The organism is Caldifermentibacillus hisashii, assembly GCF_039654145.1.
Lineage (GTDB): Bacteria > Bacillota > Bacilli > Bacillales > Caldibacillaceae > Caldifermentibacillus > Caldifermentibacillus hisashii.
The window spans coordinates 517,010-535,499 of sequence record NZ_CP155467.1 but is presented as its reverse complement, the minus strand read 5'-3'; the positions used below and the strand labels follow the sequence as shown (position 1 = coordinate 535,499).

At 36.8% G+C, this 18,490-nt stretch carries 14 protein-coding genes; 3 read left to right on the top strand and 11 right to left on the bottom strand.

The genetic code is table 11. From position 1 onward, the window contains the following. Positions 1-280 precede the first annotated feature (280 nt). Positions 281-1,459: an FtsW/RodA/SpoVE family cell cycle protein gene (locus tag NSQ14_RS02540; RefSeq protein WP_095142105.1), complete on the top strand. Its 1,179-nt coding sequence runs from the start codon at positions 281-283 to the stop codon at positions 1,457-1,459. Between the two features lie 100 nt (positions 1,460-1,559). Here NSQ14_RS02540 and NSQ14_RS02535 read toward each other — a convergent pair whose 3' ends face one another. The 6 genes from NSQ14_RS02535 to NSQ14_RS02510 all read right to left on the bottom strand — a co-directional run bounded on the left by NSQ14_RS02535 (position 1,560) and on the right by NSQ14_RS02510 (position 8,888). Next, positions 1,560-3,512, bottom strand: a complete 1,953-nt coding sequence (locus tag NSQ14_RS02535) for a TRAP transporter permease (protein WP_346217104.1) — start codon at positions 3,510-3,512, stop codon at positions 1,560-1,562. 46 nt (positions 3,513-3,558) lie between these two features. Continuing rightward, positions 3,559-4,092 (bottom strand): DUF1850 domain-containing protein, encoded by a 534-nt coding sequence (locus tag NSQ14_RS02530; RefSeq protein ID WP_041845431.1) that lies wholly within the window; start codon positions 4,090-4,092, stop codon positions 3,559-3,561. Positions 4,093-4,368: 276 nt separating this feature from the next. Next, entirely contained in the window at positions 4,369-5,385 is a 1,017-nt protein-coding gene (locus NSQ14_RS02525; protein ID WP_034767779.1) for a TAXI family TRAP transporter solute-binding subunit, read from the bottom strand. A 347-nt stretch (positions 5,386-5,732) separates the two neighbouring features. Then, a complete protein-coding gene (locus NSQ14_RS02520; protein WP_412097936.1) occupies positions 5,733-6,824 on the bottom strand; it encodes a toxic anion resistance protein in 1,092 nt (363 codons plus the stop codon). Positions 6,825-6,958: 134 nt separating this feature from the next. Next, positions 6,959-7,576, bottom strand: a complete 618-nt coding sequence (locus tag NSQ14_RS02515) for a 5-bromo-4-chloroindolyl phosphate hydrolysis family protein (RefSeq protein ID WP_227092238.1) — start codon at positions 7,574-7,576, stop codon at positions 6,959-6,961. A gap of 298 nt (positions 7,577-7,874) precedes the next feature. Next, positions 7,875-8,888, bottom strand: coding sequence for a DUF1646 family protein (locus NSQ14_RS02510; protein WP_034767771.1), 1,014 nt, complete (start codon positions 8,886-8,888; stop codon positions 7,875-7,877). Between the two features lie 471 nt (positions 8,889-9,359). Between NSQ14_RS02510 and NSQ14_RS02505 the strand changes: the two genes are divergently transcribed. Both NSQ14_RS02505 and NSQ14_RS02500 read left to right on the top strand, forming a co-directional pair. Next, positions 9,360-10,280: a helix-turn-helix domain-containing protein gene (locus NSQ14_RS02505; RefSeq protein ID WP_052480353.1), complete on the top strand. Its 921-nt coding sequence runs from the start codon at positions 9,360-9,362 to the stop codon at positions 10,278-10,280. A gap of 132 nt (positions 10,281-10,412) precedes the next feature. Further along, complete coding sequence (locus NSQ14_RS02500) at positions 10,413-11,513, top strand: ABC transporter ATP-binding protein (RefSeq protein ID WP_108897470.1); 1,101 nt, start codon at positions 10,413-10,415, stop codon at positions 11,511-11,513. Positions 11,514-11,841: 328 nt separating this feature from the next. On the opposite strand, the gene NSQ14_RS02495 is transcribed toward NSQ14_RS02500, so the two are convergent. The 5 genes from NSQ14_RS02495 to NSQ14_RS02475 all read right to left on the bottom strand — a co-directional run bounded on the left by NSQ14_RS02495 (position 11,842) and on the right by NSQ14_RS02475 (position 18,305). Continuing rightward, positions 11,842-12,837, bottom strand: coding sequence for a LacI family DNA-binding transcriptional regulator (locus NSQ14_RS02495; protein ID WP_034767761.1), 996 nt, complete (start codon positions 12,835-12,837; stop codon positions 11,842-11,844). A gap of 85 nt (positions 12,838-12,922) precedes the next feature. After that, entirely contained in the window at positions 12,923-13,978 is a 1,056-nt protein-coding gene (locus NSQ14_RS02490; protein ID WP_346208118.1) for an aldose epimerase family protein, read from the bottom strand. Positions 13,979-14,312: 334 nt separating this feature from the next. Beyond that, positions 14,313-15,827: a UDP-glucose--hexose-1-phosphate uridylyltransferase gene (galT, locus tag NSQ14_RS02485; RefSeq protein WP_346208117.1), complete on the bottom strand. Its 1,515-nt coding sequence runs from the start codon at positions 15,825-15,827 to the stop codon at positions 14,313-14,315. Between the two features lie 11 nt (positions 15,828-15,838). Beyond that, positions 15,839-16,828, bottom strand: a complete 990-nt coding sequence (gene galE / locus NSQ14_RS02480; RefSeq protein WP_041847507.1) for a UDP-glucose 4-epimerase GalE — start codon at positions 16,826-16,828, stop codon at positions 15,839-15,841. 286 nt (positions 16,829-17,114) lie between these two features. After that, positions 17,115-18,305: a galactokinase gene (locus NSQ14_RS02475; protein ID WP_346208116.1), complete on the bottom strand. Its 1,191-nt coding sequence runs from the start codon at positions 18,303-18,305 to the stop codon at positions 17,115-17,117. Positions 18,306-18,490: the final 185 nt, after the last annotated feature.

Below are 18,490 nucleotides of genomic sequence, written 5' to 3'. Positions count from 1 at the left end.
AAAATAACTGAATAGATGTGCATCCCCAAAATTAACATTCTGCCAAATTTTTGTTTTTGCTACTTTCACTAAATCGATTATAATATGGTTATGTAAAAAATAAACTAACATCCAAACAACATTTGGACGAAAAATTCCCTGTCCGATTTTCTTGAACCATTTTTTTACAACAAAAATCCGAAAATTTTATCCGTAAGATTCCGAAAAACGGACTTTTTGGGTGTTAAACGTGATATAATATTATTTTATTCGATTTTTTAAAAGTGAAAAGGTGAATATAATGGAAAATGAAAAAAAAGTTCCAGATCGTTTTGATTGGACTTTAGCTTTTATATTATTTCTGTTTTTTATTGTTAGTTTAATATCTATATACAGTGCTCAGACTTCAGGGCAATATTCAACAAACTTTGTACTTGATCAATTAAAATGGTACATCGTTGGGGCTATCATTATTGGGGGGGCCTTGTTTTTTGATCCGGATCAATATAAAAAATTATCATGGATATTTTATGGTTTTGGGATATTTTTACTTATTGTATTATGGATTGCAGCCAAACTCCATTTGGGTATTGCAGAGGAACGAAATGGAGCCCATAGCTGGTTCACCCTTCCATTCGGGAGCATTCAGCCGTCCGAATTTATGAAAGTATTTTTAATCTTGGCGATTAGTCGGCTTACATCCGATCATAATCAAAAATATCCGGTAAAAACATTACAATCAGATTTTTGGTTGTTAGTTAAAATTGGCCTCACTGCTTTGGTTCCATTGGTGTTAATTATGGAACAGCCGGACTTAGGAACTGCATTAGTCATCATGGCCATTACAGCCGGAATGATTTTAGTATCTGGAATTTCATGGAAAATAATATTACCCTCTTTCTCTCTAGTTGCTCTTCTTGGGGTAGGTATTATTGGTGTTATGATATATTTTCCGGATTTTCTAAAAGATCATATTGACCCTTATCAGTATGGAAGGATTTATGCCTGGTTAGACCCATATAGTTATGCATCCGGTGATGGTTTACACTTAATTAGTTCCCTGCAAGCAATTGGGTCCGGTGAGATTTTCGGGAAAGGCTTTATGGGGAAAGAAGTATACGTCATGGAGCGCCATACAGACTTTATCTTTAGTCTAATTGCTGAAGAATACGGCTTTATCGGTGCCAGTGTCGTTATCAGTTTATTTTTCCTGCTTATCTATCATTTAATAAAAATTTCATTAGAAACGAACTCTCAATTTAATTCTTATATTTGTGCAGGTATCATTAGTATGACTGCATTCCATGTATTTCAAAATATCGGGATGACTATCCAAGTATTGCCAATTACCGGAATCCCACTTCCTTTCCTAAGTTACGGGGGAAGTTCATTGATGGGCAATATGCTCGCCATGGGGTTAGTTTTCAGCATCCGGTTTTATCATAAAAATTATATGTTTGAAGCAGATACAGATGAATAAACGGCGGTCTTGACTCGCAGTTAAGGATAGGATAAATAAATATAGATAACTCCGGACGTCAAGATTCAGGTCCGGAGTTTTTCTACTGTACATTTATTTCTCACAAATTCGCTTCTTTCGCCTCTTTCTCCCCTATTTCTGTCCCTTTTTTCAACGCAAATTGATAAACAACCATGGCAATAAAGCCGGCTAAGCCAATCAAATCAGAATAGCCTTCAGGATAAATCAATAACAATCCAATAACAACAGAAGCAATTCTTTCAATCCAGTTTAGTTTTTTATACCAATAACCAATTAACCCGGCACCGATACCAACCATCCCGGTAATGGCAGTAAAAATAATCCATAGCACACCTAAGAAAGTCGTATTAATCATCAATAACTCAGGTTCCATTACAAACATATACGGTATGATAAAAGCGGCGACAGCAAGCTTCGAAGCATTAATTCCCGTTCGGATTGGTTCCCCGCCCGAGATTCCTGTTGCCGCAAAAGCAGCCAAAGCAACAGGTGGTGTAATATCGGCAACAATACCAAAATAAAAAACAAACATATGGGCAGCTAAGACCGGCACAGCCACTTCCAGCTGATTATTTAATGCTAAAATGGCCGGTAAAGCGATCGTTGACGTAATAATATAATTCGCTGTTGTCGGTGATCCCATGCCGATGATGATGGATGTGATCATCGTAAAAAATAAAGTCAATAATAATAAAGCATTCGGGTTATTTGTAATTGTCTGGGCGAGTCCGACAATTTCGTTTCCAAGTTTCAAACCGAGCCCTGTTTTTGTGACAACTCCGACAATAATCCCGGCACAGGCGGTTGCAGCTGCGACCCCAAGTGCAGAACGAGCCCCTTCAAGGAGAGCTACAAAAAATTTCGATAATGTAATCCGCGTATCTTTTCTAAACAAGCTGACAATAATCGTAAACAAAATACCTAATAGAGCTGCGCGGGAAATACTCGTACCGATGTCCATGAAAATGATAATGGCAAGTATTGGCGTTAACAGATAGATTTTCTTAAATACTTCCTTTTTAGCTGGAATTTCTTCTTTTGGCAAACCGCGTAATCCTTGTTTTTTCGCTTCAAAATGAACCATAATCCAAATTCCGGTAAAATATAAGATAGCTGGAATAACTGCAGCTTTGACAATTTCAATATAGGGTACACCGGCAAATTCAACCATTAAAAAGGCAGCCGCGCCCATAACCGGCGGCATAATTTGACCACCCGTTGATGCTGCAGCTTCTACCGCACCGGCAAAATTCCGATGATAGCCTAATCGTTTCATTAATGGGATGGTATAGGAGCCCGATTGTACCACATTGGCAACAGAACTGCCTGAAATCGTCCCTTCCAATGCACTTGTAAAAACCGCCACTTTTGCAGGACCACCAATACGTCTTCCTGCAATTGAAATGGCCAAGTCATTGAAATAGTTTCCTACCCCTGTCTGTCCAAGGAAAGCCCCGAACAAGATAAATAAGAAAATGAAAGTCGATGATACTTGAAGTGGCGTACCAAGGATTCCCTCTGTTGTATAAAACATGGAATTTATTAATTGCTCAAGACTTAACCCTCTATGTGCCAACATTCCCGGCATACTTGGTCCATATATAGCATAAAGAAGGAAAGCTATTGCAATGACAACCAAAGGAAGACCGACCACTCTTCTTGCCGCTTCCAAAACCAATATAATAGCCAGACCGCCAATAATCATTTGTGCTGTATCAATACTACCGATTTTTTGCACCAATGAATCATAAAAAACAGGCCAATAGCCACAGACGATAATGGCCAGAACTGCAAGAATATAGTCGTACCAAGCTATTTTTTGGCGTAATGCAGTCTTTCTTGCGGGAAACAATAAAAAGATTAAAACCAACGCAAAACCTAGATGGACTGTTCGTTGAATATATGCTGTTAATTCCCCGAATGCACCCGTATAAATTTGAAATAAAGAAAAGACAACTAACAAGCCAATAATAACCTTTGACATCATTCCGGACAGTTTCCTTGTTCGTGATTCAACATCATATTTTTCCATTAATGCCTTTTGCTCTTCTTCGGATAATTGAACTTTTTCATTATGCTCAGTCACGGATTTCAACTCCTTTCACAGATTGCCATAATGATAGATGATCTACTTGAACCTTATATATTTCCCCAGGTTTCAGATAATCGTTAAATTTGACGATATGTTCTTCATTTTCACCCCAGACTAGGCGATGTTTCGAAACGGTTTTTCCATTTCGGATCATCATCGACGGAAAGACATTACCTACATCTTTTATATGATATTTCCCATCCTTATATTCGAAAGTTTGTCCCGTTTCCGCATTGGAAGGCATTCCAATACCAAATTCTTCAAAAACAAATTCGTATTCCTCCATCGTATCATCCGGCAAAATCCGATATTTCTCAATGACATCGGTTAAATGAATTGAATGGGTAAAAATAATTTGAAAAGTATCTCCCTCCTTAACGGGGAGATAGGCAGCAATTTGACCGGTGTTCCGTTCATAAAAGACGAGCGATTTTCGAAATGGAATAAATAAAACCGTTAGCATGATAACGAGGAAAACGATAATTATAATTAAGGTGTTCATATATTTCTTACGTTTCATGTAAGTTCATCCTAATAATAGACTGCTAATCAATAAGAGGCCGGCCGCGTATGCAAGTGTGCTTTCACAGCCAGCCCATATGAAACTTCTATTCTATTGAGACACAAGACTGCCGAATTGAGGTTTTGAACCCAAATTTCTTTATAAACCTTCTATTCTATTGAAAAACAAGACTGCCGGAATGATGTGTTGATCCTAAATTTCCTTATAAAACTTCTATTCTATTGAAAAACAACACTTCCGGTAAGATTGGTCCCAAATTCCTTTATGAACCTTCTATTCTGTTGAAACTCCGGCTTCTTTAAAATATTTTTCTGCACCCGGATGCAAATCAATGCCGATTCCTTTTAATGCATTTTCCAACTTAATGTATTTCCCTTTTGCATGCGTAATGCTGCCTGTATTTTCATAAATCGCTTTCGTAATTTCATATACCGTATCTTCCGGCACACTATCAACAACCGCAAGCATGGCCAAGACTGCGACGGTGTTTACATCTTCTTTCAGCCCGTATGTTCCTGAAGCAATGGTGTCTTCCGCATAATAAGGATATTTTTTAACTAGCGCATCTACTTTATCTTGGGCAATCGGAACAATTTTCACCGGATTTGTAGCAGATAACCCTTCAACGGCTCCGGTCGGTGTGCCTGCAGTGATAAATGCTGCATCAATATTACCGTCTTGAAGTCCACCGGTAGACTCGGCAAAATCAAGGTTTTGAGCATCAATATCATCCATTGTCATGCCATGGACTTCCAAAATTTGTTGTGCATTAATGTATGTTCCTGAACCCGGTGCTCCGACAGAAACCTTTTTTCCTTTCAAATCTTCAACCGAATTAATATTCGACTTTGCAAGCGTTACAATTTGGATCGTTTCCGGATATAACGAACCAAGTGCAAGCACATTTGTTACTTTCCCAGTTTTTTCAAAAGCATTTATTCCTTCTACGGCAGCTGCCATCACATCGGTTTGAACAAAGGCAATTTCTGCATTCCCTTCACTTAATGCAATTACGTTATCCGCTGATGCATTTGAGGAAACAGCATCCGTTTGAATTCCGGTTTTGTCTGTAATGATTTTTGCAATTTCTCCACCCAATGGATAATATGTACCACTTGTTCCACCGGTTAACATGCTTAAGAATTTTGGCTTTTCTTCAGTTTTTGATTTCTCCCCTTCATTAGAACCGCCACTGTTTCCACCACTTGATTCACTTCCACCACCACATGCAACAAGGAAAAGTGAAAGAGCAAAAACTACTGAAAGCAATGCAAAAAACTTCTTTTTCATCCCGTTTCCCCCTTTTAAAATTTGATAAACAATAACAAAGCGTTTCCTGAATAGAATAATCTGACTTTGGCGCAATATTTTTCCGAAATAAGAATGAACGCTCATTCATAATTAATTGTGCCAAATTCACATTATTTAATACCGCTTTATTATTATTATTAATATTAATATAACTAGGAATTAATACCATTGTCAAACTATTAATGTTAGTAATATATAAAACCTAGAGTGTGACTAATTAGTTATCCCTTTCATTGTCATATAAAATCATTTCTTCTAGCATATGTATATAAAAAAACCACCAGTTATCCTCATTTATTGAGAATTCTAACTGATGGTTCACAAAATTAATTTTCTCGAATTTGCAATAGTTTTTGTTTCAATTGTTCTTCCATTGTAACGAGTTCTTGTTCTGCTTGATGGCGTTTTGCCCGACCTTCTGCTTGTATTCTTAATGTTTCTTCCAGTGTTGATACAAGATTTTCCTGTGTTTTCTTCAATGTTTCAATATCAACAATTCCCCGTTCATTTTCTTTGGCAACTTCAATTGAATTTGTTTTGAGCATTTCTGAGTTTTTCAGAAGTAAGTCATTTGTTGTTTGCGATACTTGTTTTTGAGCCTCTACCGCTTTTCGTTGCCTTAATAATGTCAAGGCAATGGCAATCTGATTTTTCCACAGCGGAATCGCCGTTGTAATGGATGTTTGAATCTTTTCCATCAACGTCTGATTCGTATTTTGAATCATCCGGATTTGCGGTGCACTTTGAATCGTGATTTGCCTGCTTAATTTTAAGTCATGTAACCTCTTTTCCAGACGGTCCGCAAACTGGATCATATCGTTAACTTCTTGATATGCCATTTGATCCCCTGATTGTTCCGCTTTCCGTTTCAATTCGGGAATAAGTTTCGTATGCAGTTCCTCTAATTTCACTTCTCCAGCAGCAATATAAATATTTAACGCCTGAAAATACTCTTTATTTTTTTCATACATCTGGTCAAGCAACGTATTGTCTTTGATTAATGTGTTTTTGCAATGTTCAAGACGGACGGTGATTCGGTCAATTTGCGCACCGGTTTTTTGGTATCTTGCTAAAATTTCATTAACGGAGCGCGACATTTTTCCAAACATCCTTGAAAAAATATTCCGTTTCTCCACTTGTAATTCATCAGGATTTACTTGATCTAATTTTTTCATTAAATCCGTTATAATTTCACCAATCTCACCGATGTTTCCGCTCTTCACATGGTCAAGCATTGTGGAAGAGAAATTCATTAATTTGGATTGGGCCTGTGTTCCGTAAAGAGAAATGGATGTTTGATTTTTCGGGTCAATTTGATTAGCTAATTGGTATGCCCGCTGTTTATCCTCATCCGGCAATGTTTCAATAATTTTTTTCGGTTTCGTTTCTCCAACTTTATTAAACAAATCCATTCCCATTTGTTTTCCTGCTTCTTGCAATTCCTGCTTATTCTCGGCCGATTCTTTAGACAGATCTCCAAAAGGGTTGGCCAATAAATCATCTATATCACCGGTTAATTTTTCCTTCTCAACCATTTAGCTACCTCCTGCCTTCATTTTCGTTCAATAAATTTCTTTGCTACATCAATTTCAAAATTTAAGTTGTTTATATCCCCTTCAATCATCGAGTGTAAATCTTGTTCGATTAGTTTTACCAGATCATCCATTGTTTCTCTAGTTTCTCGCAAAGATTTTGCCAAGTCCACTGTTTTTGCCGGCTGCGATGCGAGAAACGTATATTTTTCGGCTAACTCAACAATAGATTCCAAGTGCGAATAATAAAATTCATCTGCAAGAAAAAATCGTCTTGGTTCTTTCTTTGTGATATTGTATATTTTATAAATAACCCGTAATGTTTCAAAATTTTGTTTTGCATTCGTTAAATTTTGAATCTGGATAAATGCCTTTTGTAGACGGTGAATTTTCTGTTTCGCTTCTTTTAAATTTTCTTCAACTAGTTTATATTCTTTTCTCGTTAAACCGTTTCTTCGTAAAAATTGCGATTGAGTACCTACCTTCATCCCGTAATATACCGCAGTACCGCCAATTAAGCCAAAAACGGATGACCATAAGAAACTTTGGTCAAATCCAAAAAAACTGATCAACCAAATCATGACCATCGCAAACCCGGCTGTAAATGTTCTAAGCATAAAAAACAAAAATGTTTTCAAGATTATCACTCCCATAAAAGAGAACTGAATAATTACTTTAATCGGTAACTATCCTTTTATCTCCATTAACCATTCAAGTTTCATTCGATATTAGTATTACGAAAAAGACATGCGATTAGTTTCAGAAAAACAGACACTCTTTCATTTCTATTTTAATCTACAAACGAAACAAATAGCAACAAAATCAGAGGTGTCTCCAACTGAGACACCTCTGATTTTGCGCCGATAGCGATAGCGACAGGCGCAAAAGTATTTCTGCGCCGAAAGCGATAGCGACAGGCGCAAAAGTCTTCTCCTTTTATAATCCGCTTATAAGTAAAATAACAAAATACACAACCATGATGACCATGCCAAACGGAAGCCCGACTCTTGCCCATTCTTTACTTGTTATATTTAGTTTACCGGCCGAGATAATATTAGGAATATTACCCGGGATTAACATACCCCCACTAATAAGTAATCCCATCAAAATAGCTTCAATCGTACTTTGACTCATAGCCGGACTAATTTCAGCCGCAGCTAAAGTTGCGTTGTCAAGAACGGCTGAGATAATATTAACCCAATAAAGAATTCTCGGACTTAAATCAAGCAAATACGCATTAATTAACGGTTCAAAACCTGCACCTAACATGGTCAAACCGAAAACGAATAAATAAATTTTGACGGCACGGACAAATATTTCTTTATATGATTCCGATTCACCGGTCGATTGAAGGCCAGCCCCTTCTCTACGTTTGACTGCAAAAGCGGCAAAAATCCCTAAAAGAATTACTCCAGGAATAATAAATGGCCCGACCAAATCAATCAAATAAAAGAAGTCTTCATTCATCTTACTTACAACAATGGTGGATAACGGTTCCCCAATCGGCGTCAAAGCGGCTCCGAGTCCGATTGAAAAACAAGAGATAACCGTCAATAGTACTTCATGTCTTCTTTGTAGTGAAAGATTACTAATAATCAATACTAATACAAGAGCGGCAATAATAGCAGTAATAATACTTGAAAGCAGTCCCAAACCAATAACAACTAATGCAATAAATAACGGAAATGGCATTTTATGGCTTATTGTATTGATTGCATTACCCAATTGGGTCTGGAACCATTTAAAGAGCACACCCGCTATGAATACCGCTAAAGTGATTTTAATTGGATCTTCCAGAGCGTGCATAAATAATTCAACATCCAACACGCCTCCGATTATCGCGGCAAGAATCCCCATAACAAACAGAAAGTACTCTAAGTTATGTTCAATCGCTTTTACTGTAAAAGGTAAGAATAGAACCAGTACTAAAATAATTAACAAACCGAACATATGATTATTCCTTCTTTCTTTCTTCCTTTATACCAGACTATTTTAACATAATATACCATATGAATGTAACTATTGTTTTTCTAAAAATGCTAATTTTTCACCTAAATGTCTCTATTAAAATTTCTAAATCTAATTGACAGGGACAAAACCGGATGAAATGGAGCTGAAACGGATAGGCCCCCTTTAATTGAACACAGGCCCTTTAAAAATATAGAACTTGATGTTCCATGAAAAATCAGGATAAAATTAACTATAGATACTTTGCTAGGAGACGTTTTTAAAATCCAAACTATATGATTATTCCAAGTCTGTTCGAGTAAATACTTATTTAAAATGAATTGGACCCACTGAGGGTAAAAGCTTTTTGCCAAACTTGAAACTATTGACGATTTGCCTATTGCCTAAACAAAGGGTAAATTTCTTCAAAAAATTTCTAAAAGAGGACCTAATACTAAAGGATGAGGATTAGAGATGCATAAAAATATTTTAAAACTGTATCCGGATGCCGTAATTCAGGATCTACCTTCCTACGACGATGAATGCTTTTGTTTTTACGATGAGTCGACCAAGCAATATTTCACAATAAAAAAATCATCGGTTACTGAGCGTGAAAAATTGTTGCTTGAAACGAAATATACGCTTGTTGAAGAAACACCTGAATTTTTAAACAGCCAAGTTGAACAAAAGGCTTGGTATCAATTTTTGCTAAATGATGGAAAACTCCCAGGTAATAGTGGACGTATCCGCTTCATTCAGTTCCATCTGGAAGAAATAAACGATTATCACGATTTTGTAGATGCTGTGGAATCATTTATTCAAGACCGGGTCGCTTTCGTTTGGTTTGATAAAAAAACAGGTATCATCATTGAAAAGGAAATGAATGATTTTTTAACGGAAAAAGATTTTGATTCCTTTAAGGACGCCATTTTAGCAGATTTTTATATTAAGGTTGATTTTTATATCGGAAGGTTCTTTGAAGTTTCTCAAAAGTTAAAAGAACGGTTTTTCCGTGAACAATATTATTTTAAAATGGGAAGAAACGTTTATCCGCAAAAACATATTTTCTCATTTATTCATGCTTTTCCAATTGTCATGATGACAACTGAATGGCACCGTTTAATCCCGATTTTAGAACAGGAATACCAGGATATTTTTCAAGGGGATAAGGAAATGGTAAAAATTATTAAAAAATATCTTGAAAATAATTTTAATACAAGCTTGTCAGCAAAAGAATTGTACATGCATCGAAATAGCCTACAATACAAAATTGATAAATTCATTGAGCATACGAGCATTGATATTAAAAAGTTTCAAGGAGCCATTTCCGTTTATTTTATCAGTATATTTGCCGATGCCTCACTGTATATAGACGGAGGCCAATTTTCTTCATAAGTAAGTACTCCTCATGAACAATGTGACAAAAAATCACCTGGTTTCTTTGTGCACTTTGTCCATTCACAATTGAAAACATTTTCACTAAAATTTACTTATAGGAGAAATCGTTTTCACAGGAGGAATGGAAAAATGGCAGATTTAAAACTCAATCACATTTACAAAATCTATGATAACAAAGTAACCGCTGTATCTGATTTCAATCTTCATATTCAAGATAAGGAATTTATTGTTTTCGTCGGTCCATCCGGTTGCGGGAAGTCAACAACTTTACGGATGATTGCCGGACTTGAAGAAATTTCAAAGGGAGAACTGTACATCGATGATAAATTAGTGAATGATGTCCCGCCAAAAGATCGGGATATCGCGATGGTTTTCCAAAACTATGCATTATATCCGCATATGACGGTTTATGATAATATGGCATTCGGATTAAAACTGAGAAAAATGCCAAAAGATGAAATTGACAAACGGGTAAAAGATGCTGCAAATATTTTAGGACTTGAACAATATTTAGACCGGAAACCGAAAGCCTTATCCGGTGGTCAACGGCAACGGGTTGCTTTAGGACGTGCCATCGTTCGGGATGCAAAAGTATTCTTAATGGATGAGCCTTTATCAAACTTGGATGCAAAATTACGGGTACAAATGCGTGCGGAAATTGCCAAACTTCATCAACGCTTAAATACAACGACCATTTACGTAACCCATGACCAAACAGAAGCAATGACCATGGCTACTCGGATTGTTGTTATGAAAGATGGGGTTATTCAACAAGTCGGTTCACCAAAAGAAGTTTATGACAATCCGGAAAATGTTTTCGTTGGTGGATTCATCGGTTCACCGGCAATGAACTTCTTTAAAGCAAAAATTGAAGGTGAATATGTTGTACTTGATGAAAAAGTTCGTCTGAAAATCCCGGGCGGCAAGTTAAAATTATTAAAAGACAACGGCTACGTAGGAAAAGAAGTAATCTTCGGTATTCGTCCGGAAGATATTCATGATGAACCGGTATTTATCGAGTCATTCCCTGATGATGTCATTGAAGTTAACATTGAAGTTGCCGAATTAACCGGTGCCGAATTAATGCTGTACTCTTCTCTTGCCGGACATGATTTCGTCGCACGGATTGATGCACGTAACCAAATAAAAGCCGGAGACAAAGTAAAATTAGGCCTAGATTTAAACAAAGCGCACTTCTTTGATACAGAAACTGAATTGCGGATTAAATAATCTAAGCATCGTACATGATGGGGTTATCCCTGTAAACACATTTATAAAAAACTCGGATCCCCAAGTTTTTTTATCCGTCTTTGACAGTACAAATGATAAAAACTCCTTGAAAACAGTGTCAGATCCAGGTTTTCAAGGAGTTTATTATTTTTTGACATGTAGATATGCATAAAGTCTATTTACAACCTATATAAAGTAAGGACACGATTTGATATGGAGTAAACACATGTTAAACTTTTTGTGGTCGAGACACGTTTTGTTTTACTGCCGACCGCAATACTTAATATTTTTGTTACGGCTACCTGAGGTCTTTTCTAAAAATGTCCAGTTAAAAGCTACTGTCTCGAATAATCAAATTAGTCGCTATAAAAACTTTTTTAGGAATAGTTCTTCCCTCGATTCTTTCCACTAACAAGTCTACTGCAGTCTCGCCCATTAATTCCGTATGCACTTTTACCGTTGACAAGGATGGATAGACATATTTTGAAACGCTGATATCATTCAATCCAATTATGTTTACCTCTTCAGGAACGTGGATATTTTCCTCGTTTAAAGCCTGAAGACAGCCAATTGCAATTTGATCATTACCGGCAAAAAAAGCGGTAGGTAAATTATTTCCATGGTCATGTATCGCTTGTTTCATTAAGCGATAACCATCTTTGACTGTAAAATTGCCGATGTACACAGCGGATTCATTAAACTGACCGTGATCAGACAAATACTGACGGAATGTCTTTTCTCTTAAGTCGAGAATATTGTCCGACTGATCACGATATGTTTCTCTGCCACCGATATATCCGATTGATTTATGACCTTTCGCAAGTAAATAATCAATCACACTTTTTGTTGCCCGTTCAAAATCGACGACTACGGAATCAAAGCGATCATCATCGGGACTGCAATCGACAAAAATAATATTATCCGTAATATTCATCAATTTCTCCGCCTGAGCCGTACTAAATTTACCGACAGCAATAATTCCGCGAACATCACCAAATTCCTGTAAATCCTCGTAGCTACTATAAAAATATTTTACAGCACTAATGTTTCGCTGTTGACATCGGTCCGTAATTCCTATACTAATTGACAAATAATAAAGATCTTCTAACTCTTCCTCTTCTGTATACCAGCTAATGATTGCAATCTTTGTTGGAATATTTGTCTTTCTTACTGATTTTTTCTTATACGACAGTGATTCAGCAATCTCAAAAATCCGTTTTCTTGTTTCATCTGTGACAGAAAGAGTTTGATCATAATTAAGAACTCTTGAAACCGTTGCAATAGAAACACCAGCCTTTTCCGCAATATCCTTAATTGTTGCCATCTACTATTTCCCTCCTTTCTTCCCTTCAAGTTTTCTGAATCGTTTTCCGCCTGATTTCTTCACTGATCCTGCAGCAATCTTCATGTTAAGCCTGCTCCACGCCAAATGAATAAACGGTTTTCAACTCATAAGTTTCCCCTTTGTCTAAAACAATTGAAGGAAAATGTGGGTGGTGGATGGCATCAGGTAATCCTTGGGTTTCCAGACAAAGGCCTAAATATTTTCTTGCTTGAACGCCTTCCTGTATTGTAAAATCTCCTTGAAGTTGATTACTAGAATACAATACTACACATGGTTGATTCGTCTCAACTGTCAAGGTTCGACCACTTACCGATTCCTTTAAGAAAATCTCCCGGTTATGATTTTCTGTAAAAATAAACGGGTGATCATAACCATTCCCAACTAATATGTTTTGCGGATGGTTTGAGTGGACACCATCGATTATCTTCCGGCCCTGTCTAAAATCAAATACTGTATTTTCAACATTTATTATGTTACCCGTTGGCAAAAGTTCCTTGTCCAATTCAAGGAAACGGTCACATTTCAATGTCAGTTCATGATTTAAAATATCATCCTTCACTTGACCGGTTAAATTAAAATACGAATGATTGGTCACATTTAATATTGTCTTTTGGTCAGTTGTTGCATGGCAAGTAAATATCCATTGGTTATCATTTGTCATTAAATAAGTAACCGTTAACTCAACATTTCCCGGGTAGCCTTCTTCTCCATTTTTACTAAAATAAGTAAATTTCATACCAACAGCATTTTTTTGTTCAATTGGTTCTGCCAGCCATACCCGTTCATGCAAACCTTTTACCCCGCCGTGTATATGATTATTTCCTTCTGTTTTCGGCAAAATATATTGCTTTCCATCTAGCTCAAATTCAGCATCTTTAATTCGACCGGCAACTCTGCCAACTACAGCACCAAAGTAGGTTTTGTGTTGAATATATTGGTCAACATTATTGAATCCCAAGACAACATTTTCGAATATACCATTTCGATCAGGAGCCAAAATTTCTGTAACAACACATCCGAAATTCGTACAAGATAATTTCATCCCACGATCATTTTCAAGGGTATAAAGATAAACTTTTTCTTCATCCACTATTCCAAACTCTTTTGTAGTTATATTCACAATCTCACACCACCTATATTTATTTTTGGGACAGCCCTTGTCAAAATGTGTTTAATAAAATAAATGGGCTTTCTTGTCAATAGTTCTTGCTTTCGTTCACCCTTTGCCAAAATGTTATTGTTCAATTTGATTCGACCTTTAATGCTTTTGTTCATCCTTTGTTAAATGATATTAAGTAATTTAATTGCCTCAACATTTCGTGCTTTACTCATCCCTTTTTAAAATTTTATTATTCAATTTGATTGGCCTTCATTCGACATTTCGTGCATCCATTCAGCTTTTGTCAAAATGGTTTTTATTAAACTCATTTGTTCCAAGGAAGCTGCCCGCCATCCTACTTATTTAACGTTTCAATAAATCTTTGAAAAGCCGCTTTTCCTTTTGTATCTCTTTTAAATACACCGGCATCCATTAAAACTTGTAAAAACTTATTACCCACTTCAACTTTAACAATTTTTTTCACATTTTGTTCATTAATTTCTCCATCATATTTTTGTTTAAGCTGCTCCGCCCAAGGTAGATGGTAGTCAGCAATTTCATTTGGTTGATTGCACAAAAATTTTCCAACCTCTACCAATTCATTTTTCAGACGTGCCGGCAACACCGCCAGGCCCATCACTTCAATTAAACCGATATTCTCTTTCTTAATATGATGTACTTCTTTATGTGGATGAAAGATTCCTAGTGGATGTTCTTCACTCGTCCGATTATTCCTTAAAACAAGGTCCATTTCATATTGACCGTCACGGATTCTTGCAATCGGCGTGATCGTGTTATGTGGTGTGCTACCTGTAAAAGCAATAATTTCTGCAACCGGATCACTATATGTTTTCCACTTCTCCAAAATACGGTCAGACAACTCGATAACATCATCCTTTTTACTACTTCTCAAACGAATAACCGACATAGGCCATTTGAGAATCGAGCAAGTAACATTGGAAAAGCCTTGAACAGAAAAGGCATATTCTTCTTCAGCAACAGCCATGGGAAATTCATAGTGCCCACCCTGATAATGGTCATGGGAAAGAATAGAACCGCCGACAATAGGCAAATCCGCATTCGAACCAAGAAAATAATGTGGGAACCTTTCGACAAAGTCAAGCAATCTTCCAAAAGTTTCCCGGGAAATGAACATGTTTCGATGGGTTTTCGACAGCAAAATACAATGCTCATTGTAATATACATACGGAGAATATTGTAAATACCATTCCTCTCCGCGAATATTCATCCGGATCATACGGTGATTGGACCTTGCCGGATGCCCGATTCGCCCTGCATACCCTTCATTTTCAATACATAATAGACATGTAGGGTACCCGCCTTTTTGGGGAGCCGACCGCTCTTTGGCAATTTGTTTCGGATCTTTTTCCGGCTTAGACAAATTGATTGTAATATCCAAATTTCCATATTCAGTCGGAGCTTTGAATACAATATTTTTTTTGATTCGGTTCATTTGAATATAATTACTGTTTTTACTTAATTGGTAAAAATAATCCGTTGCTGCAACCGGTGAGTTCTCATATTTTTCATAAAAGCGTTGATTAACCACGGAAGGACTTGCAAGAAAACAATTCATGATTTTTGCAGAAAATATTTCTTTTGCATCTAAATAATCCTCTATGATTCCGTTTTTCACCGCATATTGAACAATTTTCTCCAACAATTCCGGAATAATGAGGTCCGGGTCAACCGGTACATCTTTTGGTAATTTCGAAGTATCTTGGACTTGAAAATCATCCAGATTCAGCAATGATAAAATTTGATTGCGGACGTAAATTTCGTCCATCGGGTCAATGATAGCCTGATGGATCGCTTCATTTATTAATTGTTGAATGGTTTGATCAATCATGAAAAACACCTTCAGTCTTCATATCCATTTGGATGATTGCTGTGCCAATTCCATGCGTCTTTAATGATCTGTTCAATATTTGTTTTCGCCGGATTCCAGCCTAATATGTTCTTTGCCTTTTCAGAAGAAGCGATAAGGACACTTGGATCCCCTAGACGTCTTTCTCCAATTTTTGCCGGAATTTCTTTACCGGTTACCTTGCGAGCCATGTCAATAATTTCTTTTACGGAAAAGCCTTGACTGCTGCCTAAATTGAAAACAGAACTTTCGCCTCCATTTTGCAAGTAGTTTAGCGCCAAAATATGTGCATCGATTAAATCTTCTACATGGATATAGTCACGGATACATGTTCCGTCTTTTGTTGGATAATCTTCACCAAAGACGGTTATATATTCACGTTTTCCTAATGCTGTTTCAAGTACAACCGGAATTAAGTGGGTTTCAGGATGATGATCTTCTCCAATTTCTCCTGTTCCACGAGCCCCCGCCACATTGAAATATCGTAAGGCGACATATTTTAAATCAAAGGCTTTTTCACACCAAGCCATCATTTTTTCCATGGTCAATTTTGTTTCTCCGTACGTATTTGTCGGAACAGTCGGCATATTTTCTGTAATCGGTACAGATTTCGGTTCTCCATAGGTCGCTGCAGTGGATGAGAAGACGATATGACGTACCCCTGCATTGCGCATCGCTTCCAGTAAAATTTGTGTTCCATATACATTGTTATCATAATATTTCAACGGATCAACCATTGATTCTCCAACGAGCGAGTTAGCGGCGAAATGGATAACCCCGTCGATTTGTTCATTATGAAACACATTATTCAAAAAGTCTCGATTGCGAATATCGCCTTCATAAAATGTTGCTTTCGGATGTACCGCCTTTTTGTGACCGGTTTGTAAATTATCGACAACAACCACTTCATAGCCACGGTCAATTAATTGATAAACAGCATGGGAGCCGATGTAGCCGGCACCGCCCAAAACTAAAATACTCATTCATATCACCCTCGTTTCATTTTACTTCTATTTTACTATATCAGATTCTCCAAGCACCAAGAAAATAAAAGAAGAATGTTTCAAAAGTCCGGAAAAAAGCTTACCTCTTTTTACGTATGAAAAACATACGCTCCGGCCTAAACTGTTTTGCATACCGACCAATCCAACAGGTTTCTCTTCGCCGGCGTGAAAAATATACGCTCCGGTACTAAGAAATACTTATTTTCCAAAAACTTCCTTTTGAACACACAAAAGTGGGATACCCGTATTCATTTATAAAGTTTTTTCAAGCGCCTAGACTGATGTTTTTCGAGTGAATTTCTTTTGCACCTTCACCGGCTGTAACGATGTAAAATTCAGCCTTATAACCAATTTTCTCTTCGTAAATTTTACCGACTTCCTTGATAAATGCATCCACTTTGTCTTTCTCAACGATCGCAATGGCACAACCGCCAAAACCGGCTCCGGTCATCCTCGCACCGAGAACACCTTCTTGGTTCCAAGCCGCTTCAACAATCGTATCCAATTCTTTCCCTGTTACCTCATAATCATCTCGCAAGGAAATATGGGATTGATTAATTAATTGGCCAAACTGTTCCAGATCGTTTTGTTTTAGTGCTGCGAGCGCCTTTATTGTTCGATCATTTTCATATACGGCATGTTTGGCACGTTTTCTGTGAATGGGATCTTTAATTTCCATTTGTAAACGGTCAAATTCATCGGGTGATAAACTGCCTAAACTGTTAATCTGTACATGTTTTTGTAAATCTTTGAGAGCTTTTTCACATTCACTTCTTCTCTCATTGTACTTAGAATCAGCCAATTCTCTACGTTTATTCGTATTCATAATGACAATCCGGTAGTCTTCCATTTCAATTGGAGCATATTCGTATTTCAATGTATGACAATCCAGTAAAATTCCGTGATTTTTTTTACCCATTCCAACAGCAAATTGATCCATGATTCCACTGTTAACACCGATAAACTGGTTTTCCACTTTTTGTCCGAGTTTTACTAAATCAATACGGTCTACTTTCAATTTAAAAAGTCCTTCCAACATAACACCGGTAACTAATTCAATGGAAGCCGATGAAGAAAGCCCGGCACCATTTGGAATATTCCCGTAAAATAACACATCAAGACCGGAATCAATTTGATATCCAGCTTCTTTAATATAACTAATCATTCCTTTTGGATAATTTGCCCAATTGTGGTTCAAGTCATATTCTAAATGGTCAAGGTCAAACTCGACTACCCCAATTTCAGGAAAATTTACAGAATACATGCGGATTTTCCGGTCAGTTCTTTTGTTTGCCAATGCATACGTACCAAATGTAATTGCACAAGGAAAAACATGCCCCCCGTTATAATCGGTATGTTCACCGATTAAATTGATTCTTCCCGGGGCGAAAAACATCCGGTAACCGCTTCCACCGAATACTTTTGTAAACTCATTTGCCAGCTGTTCAATTTTCATAGCTAAACCTCACTTTATAAAAAGTCAATTTTTTACTTGTTTGAATCCTACATTATTCTTTTCACTTTCATCTTTATTATAAAATATATAAGTAAAATTAACAACAAAATTTTACTTATTTTTAGTAAAAAAGAGTCTGCGTTTTAAACAGACTCAGTCAATATTTTAACTTATTAAAGAATTAG